This window comes from Kitasatospora sp. GAS1066B, from assembly GCF_041262605.1.
Taxonomy (GTDB): Bacteria; Actinomycetota; Actinomycetes; order Streptomycetales; family Streptomycetaceae; genus Kitasatospora.
In genome coordinates this window covers 29,505-50,488 of sequence record NZ_JBGCCO010000031.1, presented here as the reverse complement: position 1 = coordinate 50,488, position 20,984 = coordinate 29,505, and the positions used below count along the sequence as shown (strand labels likewise).

Sequence of the window (20,984 nt, the reverse complement as noted above, 5' to 3'; positions counted from 1 at the left end):
GCGCCCCGGGCGCGCCACCCCGGTGCCGGTCGGCCTCAGCTGAAGTGCAGCCCGCGCAGGATCAGGTCGAGCAGCGCGAAGCCGAAGAGCGAGACGCCGACGAACCCGTTGGTGGTGAAGAAGGCGCGGTTGAGGCGGGAGAGGTCGCCCGGCCTGACGATGCGGTGCTCGTACAGGAAGGCGGCGCAGACCACGACCAGGCCGACGAAGAAGGCCGGACCGGCGTGGGTCAGGACGCCGTACCAGGCCAGCAGGCCGGTGGTGAGCAGGTGGCAGACCCGGGCCCCGTAGAGCGCCCCGGCGATGCCGAACCGGGCCGGCACCGAGCGCACCCCCTCGGCGCGGTCGGCGGCCACGTCCTGGCAGCCGAAGATCAGGTCGAAGCCGCCGATCCAGATCCCGACCGCCAGGCCCAGCACCACGGCGTCCCACGACCAGCTCCCGGTGACCGCCAGCCAGGCGCCGATCGGCCCCATCGCCTGGGCCAGCCCGAGGATCGCGTGCGGGAAGTCGGTGAACCGCTTGCCGTACGGATAGACCACCATCGGCACCACCGCGACCGGCGCGAGCACCAGGCAGAGCGTGTTGAGCGAGGCGGCGGCGCCGAGGAAGACCAGCAGCGCGAGGGCCGAGCCGGTGTAGACGGTGCGCAGCGAGACCGCGCCGGTGACCAGCTCGCGGCCCGCGGTGCGCGGGTTGCGGGCGTCGATCTCGCGGTCGATGATCCGGTTCGCCGCCATCGCGAAGGTGCGCAGGCTCACCATGGCGATCGTGACGATCAGCAGCTCGCCCCAGTGCACCCGCCGGTCGGCCAGGAACATCGCGGTGAGGGTGGCGATGTAGGCGAACGGGAGGGCGAAGACCGAGTGCTCGATCAGGACCAGGCGCAGGAAGGCCTTGACCCGGTTCGGGGGCGGTGCCTCGAAGAGATCGGCGGCAGTGGTCACAGCCCGTATTCCTTCCAGCGCTTGGTCACCCGTTCGGCGGTGGCCGGGTCCGAGGTGATCATCTCGGGCCATCCGCCGTCGCGGGTGTAGCCCTCCTCCGGGAGCTTACGGGTCGCGTCGATACCCGCCTTGCCGCCCCAGAACTTCTGGTACGAGGCGTGGTCGAGGTGGTCCACCGGGCCCTCGACCACGCTCAGGTCGCGGCTGTAGTCGGTGTTGCCCAAGGCCCGCCAGGCGACCTCCTGGTAGTCGTGCACGTCGCAGTCGGCGTCCACCACGATGATCAGCTTGGTCAGCGACATCATGTGGGCGCCCCAGATGGCGTGCATCACCTTCTGGGCGTGCTTGGGGTACTTCTTGTCGATCGAGACGATCACGCAGTTGTGGAAGCCGCCGGCCTCGGGCAGGTCGTAGTCGACGATGTCCGGCACGATCACCTTGAGCAGCGGCAGGAAGAAGCGCTCGGTGAACTTGCCCAGCGGACCGTCCTCGGTCGGCGGGCGGCCGACCACGATGGACTGCAGCAGCGGGCGCCGACGCATCGTCAGGCAGTCGATGGTGAGGGCGGGGAAGAGCTCCTGCGGGGTGTAGAAGCCGGTGTGGTCGCCGAACGGGCCCTCCGGGAGCAGCTGGTCGGGCTCCAGCCAGCCCTCCAGGACCACCTCGGCGTCGGCCGGGACCTGCAGCGGGACGGTCTTGCAGTCGACCATCCTGACCCGCTCGCCGGCCACGAAGCCCGCGAACAGGTACTCGTCGATGTCGCCGGGCAGCGGGGCGGTGGCGGCGTAGGTGACCACCGGCGGGCAGCCGAAGGCGATCGCGACCGGCAGCCGCTCGCCGCGCCGGGCGGCCACCGCGGCGTGGTTGCGGCTGTCCTTGTGGATCTGCCAGTGCATGCCGATGGTCCGCTTGTCGTGCCGCTGCAGGCGGTACAGGCCCAGGTTGCGCACCCCGCTGTCGGGGTCCTTGGTGTGGGTCAGGCCCAGGTTGAAGAACGAGCCGCCGTCCTTGGGCCAGGTGAAGAGCGCGGGCAGCTGCTCCAGGTCGACCTGGTCCCCGGTGAGCACCACCTCCTGCACCGGCGCCTCGGTCGACTTGACCTTGCGCGGCGGCACGTGGGCCATCGAGGCGAGCTTGCCGAAGGCGTCCCGGACGCCGGTGAAGCCGTGCGGCAACTCGGGCTTGAGCAGGCCCGCGATCTTCTCGGCGATGTCCTCGGGCGACTTGAGGCCGAGCGACTTGGCCAGCCGGCGCTCGGTGCCGAAGACGTTCATCGCCAGCGGCATCGCGCAGCCCTTGACGTTCTCGAAGAGCAGGGCCGGGCCCTTGGCCTTCTGCACCCGGTCGACGATCTCGCCGATCTCCAGATGGGGGTCGACCTCGACCTTGATGCGCTTGAGGTCGCCTTCGCGTTCGAGGGCCCGCAGGAAGGAGCGGAGATCGTCGTATGCCATGCCTGTCAGTATCGGCTACCCGATAGCCTGGCCCGGTCAACAGGGCCCGCCGCAGCCCGCTCGGCGCCGGCCCGGCCGCCGCCCGGCCTTGGGGGAGATCGCCACCGTGCTGGATATCGTGCCCGTTCTTCTCGTCCTGGTGCTCTGGATCTGGGCGTTCATCGACTGCCTGACCACGCCGGAGCACGAGGTCAGGCTGCTGCCGAAGGTGGTCTGGATCCTGATCATCCTGTTCTTCGGCGAGGTGCTGCTCGGGCCGCTGGCCTGGCTGCTCGTCGGCCGGCGCCGCGGCCTGCTGCCGCTCGGGCCCGCCCGGTCCGCCGCCGAGCCCCAGTCGCCCCGGCGGCCGGTGGCGCCGGACGACGACCCCGAGTTCCTGGCCGCGCTCGGCCGCGAGATGGAGCGGCGCCGGCGCGAGGAGCCGGAGGACGGATCCGCCTGAGCAGGCCCCGGTTGCCGCCACTGACCTAGGACTTTGCCTTTTGGTAAATCCCTACGACTGACGGTCCGTGGTCGGTATCACCGGCCTACCCGCCGAGACCCCCTAGCGGCCCCCTACAACCCCTCAGTGCGCACCGCCGCAGACCCACGCTGAGCTGGGCAGTCGTCCGACCGGACGGCCCAGCGCCGATCTTGGCGTGCTCCAGGCAAGGATGGGCAGGGCGGGGCGTCCGGCCACCGGCTCCAGCAGGCCCTGAGCCGATTTTCTGTACATCCTCGACAGGTAAAGCCCTAGGACCTTGTACAGAACCAACGCCGAAACCGAGTGGTCCGGCCTCGTAGTGTCGTAGGGGAAGCAGGAAATCGCAGCCGGAGCCCACAGCCGACACCGACTGCTCGGTCGCTCATCTATCTGGGAGTTCGAGATGACGGTGTTGCAGCAGGCCGCGGGGGAACCCGCCGACGCGCGCGGCCGGGTCGCGGAGCTGCACGAACTGCGCGAGCAGGTGCGGCGCGGTCCGAGCGAGAAGGCGACCGAGGCGCAGCACGCCAAGGGCAAGCTGACCGCGCGCGAGCGGATCGAGCTGCTGCTGGACGAGGGCTCGTTCCACGAGGTGGAGCCGCTGCGCCGGCACCGCGCGCAGGGCTTCGGCCTGGAGGCCAAGAAGCCGCACACCGACGGTGTGATCGTCGGCTGGGGCACCGTGCACGGCCGCACGGTCTTCACCTACGCGCACGACTTCCGGATCTTCGGCGGCGCGCTGGGCGAGGCCCACGCGCAGAAGATCCACAAGATCATGGACATGGCCATCGCGGCCGGCGCTCCGCTGGTCTCGCTCAACGACGGCGCCGGCGCCCGGATCCAGGAGGGCGTCACCGCGCTGGCCGGCTACGGCGGCATCTTCCAGCGCAACACCCGCGCCTCCGGCGTGATCCCGCAGATCTCCGTGATGCTCGGCCCGTGCGCCGGCGGCGCCGCCTACAGCCCCGCGCTGACCGACTTCATCTTCATGGTCCGCGAGACCTCGCAGATGTTCATCACGGGACCCGACGTGGTCCAGGCCGTCACCGGCGAGAAGATCAGCCAGAACGGCCTGGGCGGCGCCGACGTCCACTCCGCCGTCTCGGGCGTCTCCCACTTCGCCTACGACGACGAGCAGTCCTGCATCGAGGAGGTCCGCTTCCTGCTGTCGCTGCTCCCGCAGAACAACCGCGAGATGCCGCCGGCCACCCCGAGCGACGACCCGATCGAGCGGCGCAACGACTCGCTGCTCGACCTGGTGCCCGCCGACGGCAACCGCCCGTACGACATGCGCAAGGTGATCGAGGAGATCGTCGACCACGGCGAGTACCTGGAGGTCCACGAGCGCTGGGCCACCAACGTGATCGTCGCGCTGGCCCGGATCGACGGCCACGTGGTCGGCCTGATCGCCAACCAGCCGCAGTCGCTGGCCGGCGTGCTCGACATCAACGCGTCGGAGAAGGCCGCCCGCTTCGTGCAGATGTGCGACGCCTTCAACATCCCGCTGGTCACCCTGCTCGACGTCCCCGGCTTCCTGCCCGGCGTGGACCAGGAGCACGGCGGCATCATCCGGCACGGCGCCAAGCTGCTCTACGCCTACTGCAACGCCACCGTGCCGCGGATCTCGCTGATCCTGCGCAAGGCCTACGGCGGCGCCTACATCGTGATGGACTCCCAGTCCATCGGCGCCGACCTGACCTACGCCTGGCCCACCAACGAGATCGCCGTGATGGGCGCCGAGGGTGCCGCCAACGTGATCTTCCGCCGCGACATCAACGGGGCCGAGGACCCCGAGGCGATGCGCGCGCAGAAGATCAAGGAGTACAAGAGCGAGCTGATGCACCCGTACTACGCGGCCGAGCGCGGCCTGGTGGACGACGTCATCGACCCGGCCGAGACCCGCTCCGTACTCGCCGCCGCGCTCGCCATGCTCCGCACCAAGCACGCCGACCTGCCCTCCCGCAAGCACGGCAACCCGCCGATGTAGCGGCTGCGCGCAGCCGTCCGACCACTCGTCATCCGCAGCTTCCGGGGGAGAGAAACCCGATCATGACCAGGTCCACCGAATCGCTCGTCCGCGTCACCCGCGGCACCCTGTCCGACGAGGAGCTGGCCGCCCTCACCGCCGTGCTGCTGGCCCGCGCCGCCGCCCAGCAGGCCACCGCGGCACTGCCGGCCGTCGAGCCGATCGCCCGCTGGCAGCGCCTGGAGCGCCGCCCGGCGTACTACTCGCCGGTCAGCTGGCAGTGGGCGGCATAGTCCGCGCCGGCAGGCTCTTCTCGAACCAGTGGTCCGAGAACGCGCTGTCGTTGTACCGCGGGATCTCGCGGTAGCCCTGCCGGGCGTAGAGCGCCCGCGCCTCCACCAGGTCGGCGCGGGTGTCCAGGCGCACGGTGGTCATCCCCAGCTCGGCGGCCGCCGCCTCGATGGCGGTGATCAGCCTGGCCCCGCCGCCCTGGCCGCGGGCCGCCGGGTCGAGGTAGACCTTGGTCAGCTCGCCCAGGGCGGGCGTCAGTCGGCGCAACCCGACGCAGCCCACCGGCAGGCCGTGCCGACGGGCCACCAGGAAGGCGGCCAGGCCGGTATCGGGCTCCCACTCGCCGAGTTGGTCGACCTCCGCCTCGGTGGCCGGGCGGCGGTGGTAGCGGCTGATCAGTTCGGCCCGGTAGGCGCGGAGCAGCGCGACGGCGTCCGGCCGGTCGATCGGGGTGGCCTCGAAGGTCCAGATGGTCATCCGGCCATCGTGGCCGCCACGGGCCGGGCGGGCACCTGAATTACCCGGGTCCGGAGGCCTCAGCCGTGACGGCCTTACGCGGCCACCAGGGCCGAGGATCGGCCGGCGTGCATCAGGTCCAGGTGGTCGGCCAGCACCTGCGGGTCCTGGGCCAGCCAGAGCCGCAGCGCGGCCCCGAGCATCGCGCACCCCGAACCGAGCCGTACCCCGGTCGCCCGCGCCACCTGCTCGGCGGCGGGCACCAGCAGGTCGGCCAGCGGCGCCGGCAGCCAGACGGTCAGCGCGCAGGGCGCCGGCTCGGCCAGCGCGGCCAGCAGCCGGTAGGCCCGCGCGGTGCCCTGCAGCGTCGGCAGGACGTCGAGCAGCCCGTCGGCGACCACCTCGGAGAGGTCACTGCGGTGCCCCTGCGCCAGGCGCCGCAGCAGCGCGCGCTCGGCGACCGTGATGCGCACCGTCAGCATGAGCTCCTCGCTGTCCATGACGCGGCCTCCTCGCCTTCGGCACAACGGATTTGGTACTGGTACGTCCTACTTTGTCACAGCGGATCACCCGCTCTGACATCTGCCCACCGCGCGGGTCATGACACCTCGCCGGACACGTGATCCAGCCAACGTCAGGTCGGGCTCGGGCCGTTCGCGGGGCGTCCCGCGAACGGCCGTCGGCCGCAGGCCGTTTGCTGCGGGCCGTTTGCTGCGGGCCCGGCTATCCCACGCCGGCGTACGAGTGCTTGCCGGTGATGAAGATGTTGACGCCGTAGTAGTTGAAGAGGAAGCAGGCGAAGGCCAGCAGCGCCAGGTACCCCGCCTTGCGGCCGCGCCAGCCGGCGGTGGCCCGGGCGTGCAGGTAGCAGGCGTAGACCACCCAGGTGATGAAGGACCAGGTCTCCTTCGGGTCCCACTCCCAGTACTTGCCCCAGGCCGACTCGGCCCAGATCGCGCCCGCGATGATGGTGAACGTCCAGAGCGGGAAGACCAGGGCGTTGATCCGGTAGGAGAGCTTGTCCAGGGTGGCGGTGGCGGGCAGCCGCTCCCAGACCGAGGCCGAGGTCCGGAACGGGCCGCCGGGCAGACCGGCCGCCAGCCGCTTGTCGTAGGCCTCACGGCCCAGGTAGAGCGCGGTGGAGGCGAAGGCCGCGTAGAAGGCGCCGCCGCAGATGATCGCGGTGGTGACGTGGATCCCCAGCCAGTACGAGTGCAGCGCCGGGACCAGCTGCTCGTCGGCGGTGTAGAGCACCGTGGTGGCCAGGCCCAGGGTCAGGGTGGCGGCGACCACCGCCGGCAGGCCCATCCAGCGCACCGGCTTGCCGAGCGCGAGCAGCAGCAGGTAGGTGCCGATCATGGTGACGCCGAAGGCGCAGGAGAACTCGTACATGTTCCCCCACGGGAACCGCATCACCGACAGGCCGCGCAGCAGCACGCCGCCGAAGTTGCACGCGAAGCCGAGGATGGTGAGCGAGATGGCGATCCGGCCCGCCAGGTCGCCCTTCTCGCTGGTGCCGGCCGCGCCCGGGCCGTCGATCTCCCGCTCCTCGCCACGGCCGCTGGTGACCACGATGGCGCCCTCGCCGGCCAGCGCGGTGCGGGTCAGCGTGGTGGTGCCGCCGTCGGCCGAGGCGACCGTGACGGTCACCTTCTTGGCCGCCTTCGCCTCCTTGGCCGCGCGCACCTGCTCGGTGACGCTGACCTGGGCCGCCGCGGCGGCCAGCGAGGCCTGCTCGGCGGAGCGGCGGGCGACCCCGCCCTTGCTGCCGAAGGTCCACTCGAACATGTGCGCGAACATGGCGAGCGCGTAGACGAACATGGCCGAGTAGATCAACTTGTCGGACAGGCCCGACAGTTGGGTATTGACCCCGATGGCGAGAATCACCGTCTACTCCTTGGTTTCCGGGGCGGAAGGGGTGGCGTCTGCTGGGGTGTCAGGCGCGGCGGATTCTGACGGGCCGTCGGGTTCGTCCGGTTCCGCTGAGGCGCCTGAGGCGTCGGGCTCCTCGGGCTCCTCGGGTTCGTCGAGGGCCGGTGCGTCATCCTGCAGGTCGACCGCGAGGTCCGCCAGCTCCTCGGCGATCTTCGCCGACTCGCTGCGTGCCAGACCCGCCAGCTCCACCAGGGTCCGGCCGTCCGGCGTGGTGACCGCGCGCACCCAGATCCGGCGGCGCTGCACCAGCAGCGAGCCGATCAGGCCCAGGATCGCCAGCATCGCGCCGGTGAGCGCGACCGTGTTGCCCGGGCGGTGCGAGACGCTGAAGCTGGCCCACTGCTTGTAGCCGTCGAAGCTGATCGAGCCGTAGCCGTCCGGCAGCGTCCAGCCCTGACCCGGTGTCAGCTTGGTCCTGGCCGGCTGCCCGTCCTGCTGCAGCTGGGTCAGGTGGCTGAGGTCGAGCTGGTAGATGTTCTGCGGCACGCCGGAGTCGGTGCCCAGATCGCCCTCGTAGGCGGTGAGCACCATCGCCGGGTTCGCGTCGCCGGGGAAGAGCGAGCGCGGGCCGGTGGTCGGGCCGAAGCTGTCCGGTGCGGTCGGCAGGAAGAAGCCCGAGAAGCCGAGCTGGACCTTCTTGCCGTCCTTCTGCCCGTAGTCGCCGACCTTGACCACACCGGTCGAGGTCAGATTGGGGTCCTGCGGCAGGAACGGCACCGCGTCGTGGTAGACGACCTTGCCGCTGCCGTCCTTGACCGTGATCACCGGGGCGTAGCCGTGGCCGATCAGGAAGACCTTGCTGCCGCCGATCTCCAGCGGGTGGTTGACCGAGATGACGCCGCCCTTGGTCCTGGTCGGGTCGGAGCCCGTCCAGTAGTGGACGTTCGCGTCGAAGGTGCGCGGCTGGCCCATCTGGTCACCGGTCAGCTGGTAGGTCGCGGTGAAGTTGTCCAGGTGGAAGCCGAACGGGTCCAGGTCGTTCGGCCCGTAGAAGGCCGAGCCGTTGAAGTCGTCCATCTGGGTCAGCGTGTTGGTGTAGCCGTCGCCCTCGATCACCAGCTTGCCGCCGGTGCCGCTGGCCAGGCTGGCCCAGGCGAAACCGGCCAGCAGGGCGAAGAGCGAGAGGTGGAAGAGCAGGTTGCCGACCTCGCGCAGGTAGCCCTTCTCGCCGGCCACCGCACTGCCCGAGCCGTGCACCCGGAACCGGCGCCGGCGCAGCAGCCGCTGCGCGGCCGCCACCGCGGTGGCCGGGTCGGCGTCGGTGTGCCAGGCCGCGTAGACCGGCATCCGGGTCAGGTTGGCGGGCGCGGCCGGCGGCTTGGCCCGCAGCACGCCGACGAACTGCCAGGTGCGCGGGATGATGCAGCCGGCCAGCGAGACGAAGAGCAGGATGTAGATCGCCGAGAACCAGACCGAGCTGTAGACGTTGAACAGCTGCAGCTTCTGGTAGATCGGGGTCAGGTCCTTGTGCGCCGCCTGCCAGGTCTGCACCTGGAAGGCGTTCTCGGCGGTCTGCGGGATCAGCGAGCCCGGAATCGCGGCGACCGAGAGCAGGAAGAGCAGGATCAGCGCGACCCGCATCGAGGTGAGCTGGCGCCAGGTCCAGCGCAGCCAGCCGAACACCCCTATGCCGGTGGGCGCCTCGGACTCGACCGGAGCGGAGGTGAGCCGCTCGGCTGACGCCTCGTCGGCCGGCGGCTGCCCGTTTCCGGGGGTGGCCTTGAGGTCGGTGTCGCTCACGGTCAGATTCCGATCGAGAAGTTGCCGGTCAGGTACTGCAGCTGGTTGACCAGGTAGGTCCAGCCACCGGTGATCAGCAGCACGCCGACGGCGACCAGCATGCCGCCACCGATCCGCATCACCCACTGGTAGTGCCGCTTGACGAAGCCGAAGGCGCCGATCGCCCGGCGGAAGGCCAGCGCCGCCACCACGAACGGTATGCCGAGTCCGAAGCAGTACACGGCCATCAGGAACGCGCCGCGCCCGGCACTGGCCTGGGTGAAGGAGAGCGCCTGCAGCGAGCCCATGGTCGGTCCGATGCACGGCGTCCAGCCGATCCCGAAGACCACGCCCAGTGCCGGGGCGCCGAGCAGCCCGACCACCGGACGGCGGTGCGAGCGGATCTCCCGGGTACTGAAGCCGGGCAGCAGGCCCATGAAGGCCAGGCCCATCAGCACGGTCAGCGCGCCGAGCACCTCGCTGATGCCGCGGCTGTGCTCCTGCATGGTGCGGCCGAAGTAGCCGAAGAGCGCGCCGCCGGAGACGAAGACGGCGGAGAAGCCGAGGATGAAGAGCAGCGACCCGGCCAGGATCCGCCCGCGCTGCCGGCCCTGGGCGTCCGCCAGGTCGACGGCTGAGAAACCGGTGACGTAGGAGAGGTAGCCGGGCACCAGCGGCAGCACGCAGGGCGAGAAGAAGGAGAGCAGCCCGGCCGCGACGGCCACCGGAACGGCGAGCAGCAGCGGGCCGCTCTGCACCGTCTGATTGTTCTCCCCGAAGGCGAGCAGCGCGCTGGTCACGAGTGCTGCTCCGCCAGCAGCGGCGTGAGCATCGTGTCCAGGTCGTAGACCGACATCGGCTTCATCGCGCGGGCGGCCAGCCGGCCCTGGCGGTCGATCACCATCGTGGTCGGGACGGACTGCGGGTTGAGGCTGCCCTTGGGGAACTTGAGGATCTGGGTGCCGTCCGGGTCGTAGATGCTCGGGTAGCTGATGCCCTGGTTGACCTCGAACTGGCGGGCGTTGGTCGGGTCGGTGTCCCGGGTGTTGATGCCCAGGAACTGCACGCCCTGGTCCTTGTACTTCTCGTAGGACTGCTCCAGGCCCTTGGCCTCCTCGCGGCACGGCGAGCACCAGGAGCCCCAGATGTTGACCACCACGATCTTGCCCGCGTAGTCGGAGAGCCCGACCTGCTGGCCCTCCAGGTCCTTGCCCGCGATCGCCGGGGCCGGCTTGCGGGAGGCCGTCGGCACGGTGTCGAACCCGCTGGTGCCGGTGACGAACCCGGCCTGGGCGTCACCGCTGCCGCCCGACCCCGTCGAACTGCATCCGGCGAGCGTGAGGACGGCCGCCGCAGCGGTGAGGAGCGCGGCCAGACGGAAGCGGGGCGTACCAGACATGTGAAAAGTTTCGCATGGCAGTTCAGAGGCTTTGCGGGGGGTCGGCAGTTGCGTGTCGACCCCCCGCTGAACTGGCGTTGTAAAGATCCTTTAAACGCCTCGACGGAGATGAGAAGTTAGGCCCCGAAGCTTTTTCCGACGGGCTTGTCGCCCTTCTTGCCCTGCCCCAGCAGGTGGGCCGGCAGCAGGTCGCGGGCCGGCTCGCGGTAGCCGACCGAGACCAGCTTGTCGCCCTCGTACGTGAAGCTGGTCACCGAGGCGAGCGAGCACTGCCGCTTGCGCGGATCGTGCCAGAGCCGGCGCTTCTCGGCGAACGAGCGGGCGGTCCAGACCGGCAGCTGGTGGCTGACCGCCACGGCCTCGTGCCCGCGCGCCGCGTCCCGGGCGGCGGCCAGCGCGCCCATCATCCGCACCGCGATCTCGACGTACGGCTCGCCCCAGGAGGGGCGGAACGGGTTGGTCAGGTGCTTCCAGTAGCGCGGGTTGCGCAGCGAGCCGTCGCCGACCCCGAAGGTCTTCCCCTCGAAGACGTTGTCGGCCTCGATCAGCCGGTCGTCCACCGCGACGGTCAGGCCGTGCTCCTTGGCGGTCGGCTCGGCCGTCTCCTGGGCGCGCTCCAGCGGCGAGGCGACCACGTAGGTGATGTCGCGGTCGGCCAGGTGCTCGGCGACCCGGTCGGCCATCTGCCGGCCCAGCTCGGAGAGGTGGTAGTCGGGCAGCCGGCCGTAGAGCACGCCCTGCGGGTTGTGCACCTCGCCGTGCCGGACCAGGTGGACGACGGTGATCTCGGGGGTCGTCCCCGGGGTGTTCGTGCTCATCGCAGCTCCTCCGCGGGCTTGGCCAGCGCGGCGGCGCGGGCGGCGGCCGGCAGTGCGGCCGCGATCTTCTCGAGTGCGCGCTCGTCGTGCGCGGCCGAGACGAACCAGGACTCGAAGGCGGACGGCGGCAGGTAGACCCCGTCGGCCAGCAGGCTGTGGAAGAAGTCGGTGAAGCGGAAGGCCTCCTGGCGCTTGGCCGCGGCGTAGTCGGTGACCGGCTCGTCGGTGAAGAAGACCGAGAACATGGTGCCCGCCTTCTGCAGCCGGTGCGCCACACCCTCCTTGGTCAGCGCGTCGCCGACCAGGCTCGACACGGTCTCGGCCACCTTGCCGAGGGTCGCGTAGACCTCGTCGGTGCAGGCCCGCAGCTGGGCCAGGCCGGCGGCGGTGGCGACCGGGTTCCCGGACAGGGTGCCCGCCTGGTAGACCGGGCCGGCCGGCGCGAGGTGGGCCATCACGTCGGCCCGCCCGCCGAAGGCCGCGGCCGGGAAGCCGCCGCCCATCACCTTGCCGAAGGTCAGCAGGTCCGGGGCCCAGCCCTCGTGCGCCGCCTCCAGGCCGTACCAGCCCGCCTTGGAGACCCGGAAGCCGGTCATCACCTCGTCGGAGACGAAGAGCGCGCCGTTCTCCCGGCAGAGCTTGGCCAGGCCCGCGTTGAAGCCGGGCTTCGGCGGCACCACGCCCATGTTGCCGGGGGCCGCCTCGGTGATCACGCAGGCGATCTCGCCGCTGTGCAGCTTGAAGGCCTCCTCGACCGCCGCCAGGTCGTTGTACGGCAGCACGATGGTGTCGCCGGCCTGAGCCCCCGTCACCCCCGGGGTGTCCGGCAGCGCGAAGGTGGCCACGCCCGACCCGGCGGCGGCCAGCAGCGCGTCCACGTGGCCGTGGTAGCAGCCGGCGAACTTGACCACCTTGGCCCGGCCGGTGAAGCCGCGGGCCAGCCGGATCGCGGACATGGTGGCCTCGGTGCCGGAGGAGACCAGCCGGACCTGCTCGACCGGGGCCACCCGGGAGACGATCTCCTCGGCCAGCTCCACCTCGCCCTGCCCCGGGGTGCCGAAGGAGGTGCCGCGGCCGACGGCCTCCCGGACCGCGTCCAGCACGGCCGGGTACGCGTGGCCGAGGATCATCGGGCCCCACGAGCAGACCAGGTCGACGTACTCGCGGCCGTCGGCGTCGGTCAGGTACGGGCCGGTGCCCGAGACCATGAAGCGCGGGGTGCCGCCCACCGCACGGAAGGCGCGCACCGGTGAGTTCACGCCGCCGGGGGTGACCGCCGAGGCGCGCTCGAAGAGCGACTGGGACTGGGGTGCTTCATAGGGGTAGCTCACGAGACCACATCCTCTCAAACGGCTCGAACGGCTCCGCTCTCAAATCGTGTCCTTTACCTCTGCATGTCGGACCCGATCATCTGGAACGATGATCCGTGTGCGGCTACGGGTACGTTCATCCCGCACACTGGAGAGCGCGCGGTGCGCGCCCCGGTGCGGGCGCGGGCTCAACACGGGCTCAAGGTGACGTGATTCGGTCGAGCCTGGCCGATTGCGGCCGCACTGAGGATGACAAAAACGGTAATACAGGACATCCGGCGGGACACCGGAGGTCCGGGGGTCTGTCGATTCCGGCGAATTCCGGTGAGGATGGTCCGAGTGTCCGAGGAGCAGGACGGCTTCGAGGAGGCCACGGGGGCCGGCCGCAAGGCTGCCCGCGCGGGAAGGGGAAGGCGGGGTGAAGGACGCGTGGGGGTGACGTACAAGTACTTCGGCGCACCCGACCGCGCGACCGCTGCGAGAGTCCCCACCGCTCTCGGCCCCGGCGGTCTCGGCCTGGACGCCGGCGAGCTCGGCTCGCTCGGCCGCCTCGGCGACCTGATGGAGACCAGCGGCTCCCCCACCGGCCACCTCTCCACCAAGATCAAACCCGAGACCATGAGTGCCATGGTGCTCACCGGCATCGAGGGCATCCCCCTCCACCAGGTCCCGCCGCTGGAGCTCGTCGTCCTGCACCCCGACTACGCGGTCGTCCAGCTCCCCCACACGGTGGTCGAACCCCTGCGCAAGGCCGACGACACCGAGCTGGGCGCGGCGGCGTTCATCTGGTCCACCGTGCCGGACCGGCGGGGGCCGCGGGACGCGTTCGTGATCTACACGATGCTGCACGAGTGGCAGGACTTCGCGAACCGGCTGCACGACGCGGGGCACCAGCTGTACTGCCTGGTGTGGCCGTGAGCGGCAGCCGTACGGCCTGCTGAGGGTCCGTCAGCAGGCCGTACGGGGGGTCAGGGGCGCAGGATCAGGCGGATCGGGTCGCCTTCCTTGGTGTGCAGGCGCTGGACGGCCTTGGCGGCGTCGGCGAGTGGCAGCACGTCGGTGATCGAGCGTGAGAAGTCCAGCCGGCCGCCTTCGGTCAGGGCGACCAGCTGCGCGACGGCGTTCTCCTCGGAGCCGTAGTGGCCGAGGATCTGGTGCCGGAGGTAGCTGAAGCGGGTGCCGTCGGTGACGGTCAGCGGTTTGTCGGTCAGTCCGACCAGGACGAGGCGTCCCTTGGGGGCGAGGACGGTCAGGGCCTGTTCGCGGACGGCGGCGACGCCGGCGAAGTCGAAGGCGGCCGCCAGGCCCTGGTTGCCGGTGGCCGCCAGGACCTGCTCGCGCAGCCGGGGGTCGGCCGGGTCCAGGGCCAGGTCGGCGCCGAAGTCCAGGGCGCGCCGGCGGGCGGCCGGGACGGGGTCGACCGCGATGATCGGACAGGCCCCGACGGCGCGCAGCAGCTGGACACCGTGGGCGCCGAGCCCGCCGATGCCCCAGACACCCACGGCCTGGGCCGGCCGGACCTGGGCGGTGGTGGTGATGGCTCCCCAGGGGGTGGAGACCGCGTCCGGGATGATCGCGGCCTGCTCGATCGGGATCGAGTCGGGCAGCGCGAACAGCGTGCCGACACTGGCCAGCGCGTACTCGGCCCAGCCGCCGTCGTAGTCGACGCCTCGCGTCAGGAGGCGGCCGTCGCGGACCTCGCCCGCCTGCAGCACGACCCGCTGCCCGGCCGTCCATCCGGTCACCTCCGGTCCGAGCTCGGCGATCGTTCCGGCGACCTCGTGCCCGAGGGTGACGCAGTCGCCCGGCGGATAGGTCGGCGTGAGGGTGCCGTCGATCAGGTGGACGTCGGACAGGCAGACGCCGGCTGCCTCGACCTTCACCAGCACCTGCCCCACGCCGGGCACGGGCCGTGGCACGTCCTCGATCGTCAGTGCGTGGGAGGGGAGGTGGAGCCGCGCGGCACGCATGAGGTCCATGGCGGGGTCGTCCGTTCCGGTCGGTGGCCTGTGGTTATCGCACATCGTCCTGCTCTCCGACGTACGTCCGCGACACGGCGCTCCCGGCACCTGGTCGACCTGGTCCTGGACGGGGCGCGGGCCTGACTCGCGCCGTGCCGCTCATGCGATCATCTACCCGTACGGCATGATCCGCTTCCTTGGTGACGTTGGTTGGGAGGAACAGGTGTCAGCCGATGGCCCGGTCACCAGGACAGCGCGGAGAGCTGACGGGCCGCCAACACCGCCCTCGGGCCCCGCGCTGTTGCGCGACCGCAGTGGCGCGCAGCGCGTGTCGTTCCTGGAGCTGTTCTTCGACCTGGTCTACGTGTTCGCCGTCACCCAGCTCTCGCACGGGCTGCTCCAACACCTGGGTTGGGCCACCGCGGGGCAGCTGTTCCTGCTGCTCCTGGCCGTGTGGTGGGCCTGGAACTACACGGCGTGGTTCACCAACTTCCTTGACCCGGACCATCCCGCGGTGCGCCTCGTGCTCGTCACGATCATGCTGGCCAGTCTGGTGATGTCGGCGGCGCTGCCCCAGGCGTTCGGCGAGCGGGGGCTGGTCTTCGTCGTCGCGTACCTGGCCATCCAGATGGGGCGGCATCTGTTCGTGGTGATCTCGCTGCGCGGTCAGTCGCTGTCGCGGGAGTTCGAACGGGCGCTCGTCTGGTTCTGTCTCAGCGCGGTGCCCTGGACCGCCGGGGCCCTGGTGGCGGGTTGGGCGCGAACCGGCCTGTGGGCCTTGGCGCTTGCCCTGGAGTACGGGTCCGTGCTGGTGGGCTTTCCGGTCCCCGGTCTCGGCCGCGGCCGTACCGATGCGTGGACGATCTCCGGCGAACACCTGGTGGAGCGCTTCCGGCTCTTTCTGATCATCGCCCTGGGCGAGTCGATCCTGGTCACCGGCGCGACGTTCGGCGCCGGGGCCTTCGACACGGGCAGGACGGCCGCCTTCGTGGTCGCGTTCATCTGCGCGGTCACGCTGTGGTGGATCTACTTCGGCCTGGGCATCGAGGCGGCGGACGCCGCGGTCGAGTCGGCCAGTGACGCCGGGTTGCTCGGCATGCTGGCCACCTACATCCACGTGGTGACCGTCGCCGGTGTCATCGCCTGCGCGGTCGGCGACGAGTTGGTGATCGCGCACCCCACTGGCCATACCGCCACGACGACCGCGGTGGTGCTCACCGCCGGACCCGCGCTGTTCCTGATCGGCAACGCCCTGGACCGGCGGGTGATGCTCGGCCGCGTGCCCCGGTCCCGCGTCGCGGCGGTCCTGGCCCTCGCGCTCCTGGTGCCGGCCGGCCGTCTGCTGCCCCCGCTGGCGCTCGCCGCGGCCATCACCACCGTACTGATCGCCGTCGCGGTCCGCGATGTCCTGGAGAAGCGGCGCGAGAAGCGGCTCGGGCAGCAGCACCGATCGCCTGGTGATCGCTGAGTTCCGGTCCACCGACCGCGTGCCGGGCGGTAGTTGGGCGATGGTTGGGCGATGGTTGGGCGATGGCCGGTGCCTGGCGCACCGGCCACCACCGTGTCGCGGGTCAGACCAGGTCGCCCAGGGCGTAGGCGTAGGAGAGCTGGACCAGCTGCCAGACGAGCTCCAGTTCGCCGCGGTTGCGCGGGCCGTAGACCATGATCACGTTCTGCTCGGGGTGGCGGACGCCCCAACCGGCCTTCTCCACGTCGTCCTTGGCCGGCTCGGGCAGCGTGAGGTGGAGGCTGCCGTCGTGGTGGGGATGGATGTGGGCCCACTCCCGACCCTTCTGGAAGGCGGCCCGCGGGCCGGTGCCGATGCCTTCGGGCAGGAAGAGCGAGCGGGAGTGCGAGACGGAGACCAGGGTGGGCGCCATGTAGACGTAGGAGAGGGCACGCATGCGCTGCCACAGCTCCTCCTGCAGCATCACGGGGGCCGTCTGCGAGCGCTGGGCGTGCGGGGCGGGGCCGAAGACCTCCGGGGCCGGGCCGGGGCGGGTGGGAAGGTCGAGCATGGTGACGGTCCTTCGTTCGGGAGCAGTGTCGAGTTGTCGGGAAACGCCGGGAGGTTCCGGGGTGACCCGCCGTGTGGCGGGCCGCCCCGGAACCTCGGGATGCGGAACTGTCAGCGAGCCAGGCGTTCGCGGATCGCGGCCACCAGTTCGGCGACGCCGGCCTCCTTCAGCACGCTGTAGTGGTCGCCCTTCAGGGTCACCACGGTCGGCGGGGTGGCGGAGTAGCCGGAGCTGCCCTCGATGAACGAGTAGTCGTCACCGGTCGCCTTGAACATGGTGACCGGTGCGTCGAGCTGACGCTGCGACAATTCACGGAAGCTGTACTCGAATTCGTAGGTCTCCTGGACGATCCGGGTGATCCGGCGGATCATCGGCTCGCCGAGGCTGGGCAGCAGGGCGTGCACGAAGGCCACGAAGCTGTCCTCGTCGCGCGTCACCTCGAGGCAGCGCTGCAGGTCGGGGCCGCTGATGGAGCCGGCGAAGACGGAGAACAGGATCGTCACGTAGGCCGGGTTGCGGTACGAGGACTCGCGGCCGTACTGCGCGCCGTCGGCCTGCCGGACCTTCGGGTTCCCGGGGCAGATCAACAGCAGGTTCTCGACCCGCTCGCCCAACTGCTCCAGCTGCCAGGCCGCCTCGAACGCGACCCGGGCGCCGAAGGAGTAGCCCCACAGCATGTACGGGCCGTCGTGCTGCACCCGCCGGATCTCCGCCACGTCGGCGGCGGCCATCTCCCGGATGGTCGAGTAGGGGACCTCCTGGGCGTTGATGCCGTGCGCCTGGACACCGTAGAAGGGCCGGTCCAGGCCGATCTCACGGCCGAGCAGCCGCAGGTTCATCGGGTAGCCGCCCAGGCCCGGCCAGCAGAACACCGGGGTGTCGGCGCCGCCGTTGTGCAGCAGCACCAGCCGGGAGGCCGCCTCGGTGCCGCCGCTGTCGATCCGGGCCGCCAGGTCGACCAGCTTCGGTGCCTCGAAGAGCACCTGGAGCGGCAGTTGGGTGCCCCGCTCCCGGTTGATCCGGTTGACCAGGGCGACGGCGATCAGCGAGTTGCCGCCGGAGGCGAAGAACTCGTCCTCCACCGACACGTCCTCGTACTTGAGCGCATGCCCCCAGACCTCGGCGAGCCAGCGTTCGGTCGCCGTGGCGGGCGCGACGAAGGTGCCGCCGGTGTTCGCCGAACGCACCTGCTCGGAGGCGGCCAGCGCCTTGGCGTCGACCTTCCCGTTGGCGGTCAGCGGCAGCGCGTCGAGCACCAGCACCCGGTTGGGGAGCATGTAGTCGGGCAGGAGCTGGGCGAGTTCGTCCTTGATGATCTCCGCGGGGCCCTTCATGTGGACCGTGTCCTCGTACATGCCCTCGCTGCGGATCTGCTCCTCGCTGACCTTGCCGCCGAGGAAGAAGTACGACGGGCCGGTGGCGATCCCGCGCGAGGCCAGGATCTCGTCGAGCCGGCGCGCGGCGGGCAGCGGGTGGCCGGTCTTCGAGCTGTAGCCCGAGGACATGAAGCCCAGTCCGATGCCGTTGCGCTGCAGCTGGTGCAGCTTGCGGCCCAGGTCGATGTAGGCGAGCCAGTCCTGGTCGGTCCGGCTGACGGCGCTGATGCCGAAGCTCGACCGGTCGTAGACCTGCTGGTTGATCGCGATCACGTGCTTGGGCTGCAGCAGGTCGGGCGAGATGGGCTCCAACTCGCCGTCGGCATAGCGGTACAGGCCGGCGGACAGGCCGTCCACCCGGCCGGGGTGGGCCTGCAGGTAGACCTCGGTCGGGTCGGGCCGCGGGTCGCCGTCGTTGGAGTAGATCTCGAACGTGCCCAGGTAGTAGTCCTCCTCGGCGACGCCGAGGCTGCTCTTGACGGACGGGTGGTAGGCGGAGGGACGGATGTTCAGTCCGTACTCGGGCAGGATCTCCTCGAAGACGCCCAGCATGTGGCCAGTCTCGAACTCCAGTACTTCCTGGATGTTGTTCTTGTAGACCGGCTCGATCGCCCGCTTCTTGCCGACGAAGTGGGCCTCCAGGTACCGGCCTGAGCCGGCCGTGGCCGGGCCGATCCGCACCAGGGTGTGCTCCAGCGGGTGGTAGTAGTACACCCCCGACTCCAGGCCGGCGATGCCGCCGGTCTCCAGGTACAGCTGCGTGGCGTACAGCGCGCCGGGCGAGGCGTAGGAGTACTTGGGCAGCAGCCGTTCCTCGCTGTGGAACTGGCCGAACCAGCGCAGGATCTCGCCGAGTTCGGCGGACATCAGCTCGTCGAGGCCGCGCGAGAGGCTGCTCACCGGCTGGGGGGCGAGCAGTTCCAGCAGGTCGGCGCGGCTGACCTGGCCGCCGTCGTAGAAGCGGTAGGTCTTGCGGGCGAAGGTCTCGCGCCGCTGCCGCTCGGACTCCTGCTTGCCGGCCAGCTCCACCACGGGCAGGCCGGCCAGCTCCTCGGGTTCGCGCAGGCCGGGGTTGGACAGCTGGGCCTTCACCTGGAGCTTGCTCGCCTTGGACTGGTGGTGGCCGCCGGCGTTCCCCTGGTCCATCAGCGCGGCTTCCTTGGGGTTCAGCTCGATGCACGCCACCAGGTTCTGGAAACCGGTGCGCGGGTCGTCGACGACGATCGCCGCCGCCCGCTTGGCCCAGCTGTGCTCCTCGATCGCCAGCGCGATCTCGTCCAGCTCCACGCGGTAGCCGCGCAGCTTGATCTGGTTGTCCACCCGGCCGGCGAACTGGATCGAGCCGTCCGGGTTCCACTGCGCGAGGTCGCCGGTCCGGTACAGCCGGTCGGTCGGCACGAAGGGCGAGGGAACGAACCGCTCGCAGGTCTGCTCCTCGCGGTGCATGTAGCCGCGGGCCAGCTGGACGCCGCCGATGTAGAGCTCGCCGGTCTCCCCGATACCCACCGGCGCGCGGTTCTCGTCGAGGATGTAGCACTGGGTGTTGTCGACCGGAACGCCGATCGGGATGCTCCCGGGGCCCTGCTCGATCGCCTCGGGATCGACCAGGTGGGCGGTCGCGTTGATGGTGCACTCGGTCGGTCCGTAGAGGTTGACCAGCGACACCCACGGCAGCTCGTCCAGGATGGCCCGGGCCAGCTGCCGCGACAGCGCCTCACCACCGGAGAAGACCCGGGTGAGCGTGTCGCAGCGGCGGAACTCCTCGGTGTCCAGCATCGCCTGCAGCAGGGTGGGGACGCACTGCAGCGTGGTGACGTCGTGCTTGATGACCGTCTGGATCAGCGCCTCGGGGTCCCGGAAGATGCCGGGCGCGCCCATCACGACCCGCCCGCCCAGCGCGGGCGCGAGGATCTCCCACTGCGCCGCGTCGAAGCTCATCGGCGTCTTCTGCAGCACCGTGGTACCGACGCCCAGGTGCCCGCAGTCCTGCATCCAGCGCATCTGGGACATGATGCTGCGGTGCTCGATCATCACGCCCTTGGGCCGGCCCGTGCTGCCCGAGGTGTAGATGACGTAGGCCAGCGCGTCCGGCTTCACCGACTCCTGGCTCACCTCGTCACAACCGCCCTCGACGCAGGTGTGCGAGTCGGCCAGGGTGACGATCCGGGTTCCCTGGGGGGCGAGTTCGGTGAGCCGGGAGACCAGGTGGTCGTGGGTGACGACGACCCGGGTGCGGCTGTCCTCGAGCATGTAGCGCAGCCGCTCCTCCGGGTACTCCGGGGAGAGCGGCAGGTAGGCGGCTCCCGCGTGCAGGATGCCCCACGCGCCGACCATCAGGTCCAGGGACGGTTCGACGTACAGGCCCACGCAGTCGTCGGCTCCGACGCCCTGCCGGTGGAGGTAGCAGGCGAGCCGTCTGCTGGCCTGCTCCAGCCCTTGGTACGAGAGGTCCTGGTCGTCGAAGCTGACCGCGATGGCGTCGGGCTGTACCGCTGCCCGCTCGGTGAGCAGGTCGGGCAGGCTCCTGCCCAGGTGGGTGTCCTGTATTCGCGGGCTGAACTGGGTGCTGTTCAAGGTTCCCTCCTTCGCTTACTGAGACTGGTCATGGCGCTCTGCTGACGGGACGTCAGTCGATGGGTGGGCCCGCTGCCGGCCGGAGGCTGGGGGGAGGGTGGCGGCCGGCGCCGGGGCTCGGCGCATGGCGGACCAAGGCCCGGCCGAGCGCGAGGAGGAGCGGCCCGGCGGGCAGCGCCGCGCAGGCGGTCCACCCGGGCCTGCCCGCTGACTCTTTGTCAGTTCTTCAGTAAGCTGTCCGGCGGCTTCGCGGGCGGCCACGACCGTGCGGGATCACCGGGCGGCCGGCCGGCGCTC

General features: G+C 70.7%; 18 protein-coding genes. 5 read left to right on the top strand and 13 right to left on the bottom strand.

Going from position 1 to position 20,984, the window contains the following annotated elements; all coding sequences use genetic code 11:
* Nucleotides 1-35: 35 nt before the first annotated feature.
* Both mqnP and ABH937_RS29525 read right to left on the bottom strand, forming a co-directional pair.
* Nucleotides 36-947, bottom strand: a complete 912-nt coding sequence (mqnP, locus tag ABH937_RS29530) for a menaquinone biosynthesis prenyltransferase MqnP (protein ID WP_280693315.1) — start codon at nucleotides 945-947, stop codon at nucleotides 36-38.
* Nucleotides 944-2,401 (bottom strand): menaquinone biosynthesis decarboxylase, encoded by a 1,458-nt coding sequence (locus tag ABH937_RS29525; protein ID WP_370220031.1) that lies wholly within the window; start codon nucleotides 2,399-2,401, stop codon nucleotides 944-946. Before ABH937_RS29525 ends, mqnP begins: the two co-directional genes overlap by 4 nt.
* Between ABH937_RS29525 and ABH937_RS29520 the strand changes: the two genes are divergently transcribed.
* The 3 genes from ABH937_RS29520 to ABH937_RS29510 all read left to right on the top strand — a co-directional run bounded on the left by ABH937_RS29520 (nucleotide 2,400) and on the right by ABH937_RS29510 (nucleotide 5,123).
* A complete protein-coding gene (locus ABH937_RS29520; RefSeq protein ID WP_370220029.1) occupies nucleotides 2,400-2,843 on the top strand; it encodes a PLD nuclease N-terminal domain-containing protein in 444 nt (147 codons plus the stop codon). The genes ABH937_RS29525 and ABH937_RS29520 overlap by 2 nt on opposite strands.
* Before the next feature lie 424 nt (nucleotides 2,844-3,267).
* A complete protein-coding gene (locus tag ABH937_RS29515; protein WP_280693319.1) occupies nucleotides 3,268-4,851 on the top strand; it encodes an acyl-CoA carboxylase subunit beta in 1,584 nt (527 codons plus the stop codon).
* 62 nt (nucleotides 4,852-4,913) lie between these two features.
* On the top strand, nucleotides 4,914-5,123 hold the full coding sequence (locus ABH937_RS29510) for an acyl-CoA carboxylase epsilon subunit (protein WP_348533702.1): 210 nt from the start codon (nucleotides 4,914-4,916) through the stop codon (nucleotides 5,121-5,123).
* Here ABH937_RS29510 and ABH937_RS29505 read toward each other — a convergent pair.
* From ABH937_RS29505 to hemL, 8 genes are all read right to left on the bottom strand, one after another.
* Nucleotides 5,101-5,598, bottom strand: a complete 498-nt coding sequence (locus tag ABH937_RS29505) for a GNAT family N-acetyltransferase (protein WP_370220028.1) — start codon at nucleotides 5,596-5,598, stop codon at nucleotides 5,101-5,103. The genes ABH937_RS29510 and ABH937_RS29505 overlap by 23 nt on opposite strands.
* A 74-nt stretch (nucleotides 5,599-5,672) precedes the next feature.
* A complete protein-coding gene (locus ABH937_RS29500; RefSeq protein WP_280693321.1) occupies nucleotides 5,673-6,077 on the bottom strand; it encodes a hypothetical protein in 405 nt (134 codons plus the stop codon).
* A 223-nt stretch (nucleotides 6,078-6,300) separates the two neighbouring features.
* Nucleotides 6,301-7,464: a c-type cytochrome biogenesis protein CcsB gene (ccsB, locus tag ABH937_RS29495; RefSeq protein WP_370146724.1), complete on the bottom strand. Its 1,164-nt coding sequence runs from the start codon at nucleotides 7,462-7,464 to the stop codon at nucleotides 6,301-6,303.
* Nucleotides 7,465-7,467: 3 nt separating this feature from the next.
* The gene (locus tag ABH937_RS29490; protein WP_370220027.1) at nucleotides 7,468-9,252 is read right to left on the bottom strand and encodes a cytochrome c biogenesis protein ResB; all 1,785 of its coding nucleotides are present in this window, start codon (nucleotides 9,250-9,252) and stop codon (nucleotides 7,468-7,470) included.
* A 2-nt stretch (nucleotides 9,253-9,254) separates the two neighbouring features.
* Nucleotides 9,255-10,031 (bottom strand): cytochrome c biogenesis CcdA family protein, encoded by a 777-nt coding sequence (locus tag ABH937_RS29485; RefSeq protein ID WP_370220026.1) that lies wholly within the window; start codon nucleotides 10,029-10,031, stop codon nucleotides 9,255-9,257.
* Nucleotides 10,028-10,630 (bottom strand): TlpA disulfide reductase family protein, encoded by a 603-nt coding sequence (locus tag ABH937_RS29480; protein WP_280693324.1) that lies wholly within the window; start codon nucleotides 10,628-10,630, stop codon nucleotides 10,028-10,030. Before ABH937_RS29480 ends, ABH937_RS29485 begins: the two co-directional genes overlap by 4 nt.
* 116 nt (nucleotides 10,631-10,746) lie before the next feature.
* Complete coding sequence (locus tag ABH937_RS29475; protein WP_280693325.1) at nucleotides 10,747-11,448, bottom strand: histidine phosphatase family protein; 702 nt, start codon at nucleotides 11,446-11,448, stop codon at nucleotides 10,747-10,749.
* Nucleotides 11,445-12,779, bottom strand: coding sequence for a glutamate-1-semialdehyde 2,1-aminomutase (hemL, locus tag ABH937_RS29470; RefSeq protein WP_280693326.1), 1,335 nt, complete (start codon nucleotides 12,777-12,779; stop codon nucleotides 11,445-11,447). The genes ABH937_RS29475 and hemL overlap by 4 nt, the downstream gene beginning before the upstream one ends.
* A gap of 414 nt (nucleotides 12,780-13,193) precedes the next feature.
* On the opposite strand from hemL, the gene ABH937_RS29465 reads away from it, so the two are divergent.
* Nucleotides 13,194-13,676, top strand: a complete 483-nt coding sequence (locus tag ABH937_RS29465) for a hypothetical protein (RefSeq protein WP_370220025.1) — start codon at nucleotides 13,194-13,196, stop codon at nucleotides 13,674-13,676.
* A 50-nt stretch (nucleotides 13,677-13,726) separates the two neighbouring features.
* Here the strand turns inward: ABH937_RS29465 and ABH937_RS29460 are convergent, their stop codons facing one another.
* Nucleotides 13,727-14,737 carry a zinc-binding dehydrogenase gene (locus tag ABH937_RS29460; protein ID WP_370220024.1) on the bottom strand — a complete coding sequence of 337 codons (1,011 nt, stop codon included), beginning with the start codon at nucleotides 14,735-14,737 and terminating at the stop codon, nucleotides 13,727-13,729.
* Nucleotides 14,738-15,047: 310 nt separating this feature from the next.
* Here ABH937_RS29460 and ABH937_RS29455 point away from each other — a divergent pair, with 310 nt between their 5' ends.
* On the top strand, nucleotides 15,048-16,187 hold the full coding sequence (locus tag ABH937_RS29455) for a low temperature requirement protein A (RefSeq protein ID WP_370220023.1): 1,140 nt from the start codon (nucleotides 15,048-15,050) through the stop codon (nucleotides 16,185-16,187).
* 103 nt (nucleotides 16,188-16,290) lie between these two features.
* Here ABH937_RS29455 and ABH937_RS29450 read toward each other — a convergent pair whose 3' ends face one another.
* Together ABH937_RS29450 and ABH937_RS29445 are read right to left on the bottom strand one after the other, a co-directional pair.
* The gene (locus ABH937_RS29450) at nucleotides 16,291-16,737 is read right to left on the bottom strand and encodes a luciferase family protein (protein WP_280693330.1); all 447 of its coding nucleotides are present in this window, start codon (nucleotides 16,735-16,737) and stop codon (nucleotides 16,291-16,293) included.
* A 110-nt stretch (nucleotides 16,738-16,847) separates the two neighbouring features.
* A complete protein-coding gene (locus ABH937_RS29445; protein WP_370220022.1) occupies nucleotides 16,848-20,687 on the bottom strand; it encodes an amino acid adenylation domain-containing protein in 3,840 nt (1,279 codons plus the stop codon).
* Between the last annotated feature and the right edge of the window lie 297 nt (nucleotides 20,688-20,984).

Excerpts from the sequence above, each read along its gene's own strand:
- ABH937_RS29460 (WP_370220024.1), bottom strand. The coding sequence starts at position 14,737 with ATGGACCTCATGCGTGCCGCGCGGCTCCACCTCCCCTCCCACGCACTG.
- ABH937_RS29520 (WP_370220029.1), top strand. The coding sequence starts at position 2,400 with ATGCCTGTCAGTATCGGCTACCCGATAGCCTGGCCCGGTCAACAGGGC.
- ABH937_RS29525 (WP_370220031.1), bottom strand. The coding sequence starts at position 2,401 with ATGGCATACGACGATCTCCGCTCCTTCCTGCGGGCCCTCGAACGCGAA.
- ABH937_RS29510 (WP_348533702.1), top strand. The coding sequence starts at position 4,914 with ATGACCAGGTCCACCGAATCGCTCGTCCGCGTCACCCGCGGCACCCTG.
- ABH937_RS29505 (WP_370220028.1), bottom strand. The coding sequence starts at position 5,598 with ATGACCATCTGGACCTTCGAGGCCACCCCGATCGACCGGCCGGACGCC.
- ABH937_RS29515 (WP_280693319.1), top strand. The coding sequence starts at position 3,268 with ATGACGGTGTTGCAGCAGGCCGCGGGGGAACCCGCCGACGCGCGCGGC.
- ABH937_RS29500 (WP_280693321.1), bottom strand. The coding sequence starts at position 6,077 with ATGGACAGCGAGGAGCTCATGCTGACGGTGCGCATCACGGTCGCCGAG.
- ABH937_RS29480 (WP_280693324.1), bottom strand. The coding sequence starts at position 10,630 with ATGTCTGGTACGCCCCGCTTCCGTCTGGCCGCGCTCCTCACCGCTGCG.
- ABH937_RS29450 (WP_280693330.1), bottom strand. The coding sequence starts at position 16,737 with ATGCTCGACCTTCCCACCCGCCCCGGCCCGGCCCCGGAGGTCTTCGGC.
- ABH937_RS29475 (WP_280693325.1), bottom strand. The coding sequence starts at position 11,448 with ATGAGCACGAACACCCCGGGGACGACCCCCGAGATCACCGTCGTCCAC.